This window comes from Apilactobacillus intestinapis, from assembly GCF_049166695.1.
In the GTDB taxonomy this organism is placed as follows: Bacteria; Bacillota; Bacilli; order Lactobacillales; family Lactobacillaceae; genus Apilactobacillus; species Apilactobacillus kunkeei_C.
On record NZ_JBMHFD010000029.1, the window covers coordinates 1 to 1,410 of the forward strand.

Sequence of the window (1,410 nt, forward strand, 5' to 3'; positions counted from 1 at the left end):
TTTATTAGTGATTTTTGTAAATCCTAAACCATTATAATAATCTTTAATGGCAGCTAATTTTAATTCTTTAGAAAACATAAAAGAACCCCTTAAGTTAGATTTCTCCAACTCAAGGGGTTCAGTTCACTGCTCAAACGAGCAGCCTTTTTATTTTTTATGACGATCTTTAATCCACATGATAACTGTGACGAATAAAGCGATAATTATGACTAAATGAAAGATAGTACCGACAGTGGTGTGTGGCAAGATATCGTTACTAATAAGTGCTAAATTGATTAATAATAGGACAATCATCAAGATTGTATAGATGTTTTTCATTGGTGAAAACCTCCGAAGTTATTTAATTGTGTTGGCACACTTTTCAATATATTGTTGACGGCGTTCAGGAGTGTCTACTTTGTCTTCCATGTTTCCTAAATCAAAACAGTGAGTAGCCTTGATACCACAGTATGCTAGTAGTAGATATTTCCATCTGAACAAGACATTTCCAAACATCTTGTAGAAGAATGCTGGTCCGTGACTAGTTGTGAAGACACTAGCGGTTTTACCAGTTAGTAGTTTTTCACGTTTACCATTTGGATGATAGATATAAGCAAACTTAGGTGTGAAGACACGGTCGAATAATCCCTTCAATACTGAAGGTTCAGCTGACCACCAGATTGGAAAGAAGAAAGCGATATGATCAGCATTCTTTACTAATTCTTGGACGTGTTTAGGAAAAGTTTCATCTTCCATGTGTTGTCTGTATCCATAACGCAAAACAGGATCAAAATCGGCTTCGCTTAAGTCGACTAATTCAACTTCATGACCTAATGATTTTGCTTGTTCTACATAGTTCATGGCATTGCCATGTGAAAAGGACTTTCCGTCTGGGTGACCTTGGATAACTAGAATTTTCATTTTAATTGCCTCCGAAGTATTTGCTCATATTATATCTTTAAACGAGCAACTTTACCAACGCCAAAACTGTAACATAATCTTAGTAAAATCTTTACCACTATTACAAGGAAAATGTTCTATGATAGGGGCAGATAAAGGAATTTATCCAATCTATATCTTGAGGTGATATTATGAATTTGGAAAATACAAAAGACAAGATTGTAGGTAAAGCAACCGAACTAAAAGGTAAGGCCACCGGTAGCAAGCTAGATGAATTAAAGGGTAAGGCACAAAACTTCTTCGGTAAGGCTAAGGACAGCTTCGATGAAGCTCGTCGCAAGTCAGAAGAACGTCGTAGCCAACGTGAAAATGAAAACAAGTAAACATAATAAAAAAGACGCCATTGATGTGCACCCCAAAAGTTGTACATTATTATATTGTTTTTCCTAGGCGGAAAGTTTCCGGTATTGAACCGGTGACTTTCCGCCTAGTTTTGTTTTAATACGATGATTATTGTAATAATCAATCCAT

At 35.8% G+C, this 1,410-nt stretch carries 4 protein-coding genes; 1 reads left to right on the forward strand and 3 read right to left on the reverse strand.

The window, feature by feature from the left end; genetic code table 11:
- Positions 1 to 147: 147 nt before the first annotated feature.
- Both ACOMA7_RS07670 and ACOMA7_RS07675 read right to left on the reverse strand, forming a co-directional pair.
- On the reverse strand, positions 148 to 318 hold the full coding sequence (locus ACOMA7_RS07670; protein WP_421393143.1) for a hypothetical protein: 171 nt from the start codon (positions 316 to 318) through the stop codon (positions 148 to 150).
- Positions 319 to 336: 18 nt separating this feature from the next.
- Complete coding sequence (locus ACOMA7_RS07675) at positions 337 to 900, reverse strand: NAD(P)H-dependent oxidoreductase (protein WP_421393146.1); 564 nt, start codon at positions 898 to 900, stop codon at positions 337 to 339.
- A gap of 170 nt (positions 901 to 1,070) precedes the next feature.
- Here ACOMA7_RS07675 and ACOMA7_RS07680 point away from each other — a divergent pair, with 170 nt between their 5' ends.
- Positions 1,071 to 1,262 carry a CsbD family protein gene (locus ACOMA7_RS07680; RefSeq protein WP_054607791.1) on the forward strand — a complete coding sequence of 64 codons (192 nt, stop codon included), beginning with the start codon at positions 1,071 to 1,073 and terminating at the stop codon, positions 1,260 to 1,262.
- 63 nt (positions 1,263 to 1,325) lie between these two features.
- Here ACOMA7_RS07680 and ACOMA7_RS07685 read toward each other — a convergent pair whose 3' ends face one another.
- Entirely contained in the window at positions 1,326 to 1,406 is an 81-nt protein-coding gene (locus ACOMA7_RS07685) for an IS3 family transposase (RefSeq protein ID WP_225349253.1), read from the reverse strand.
- Positions 1,407 to 1,410: the final 4 nt, after the last annotated feature.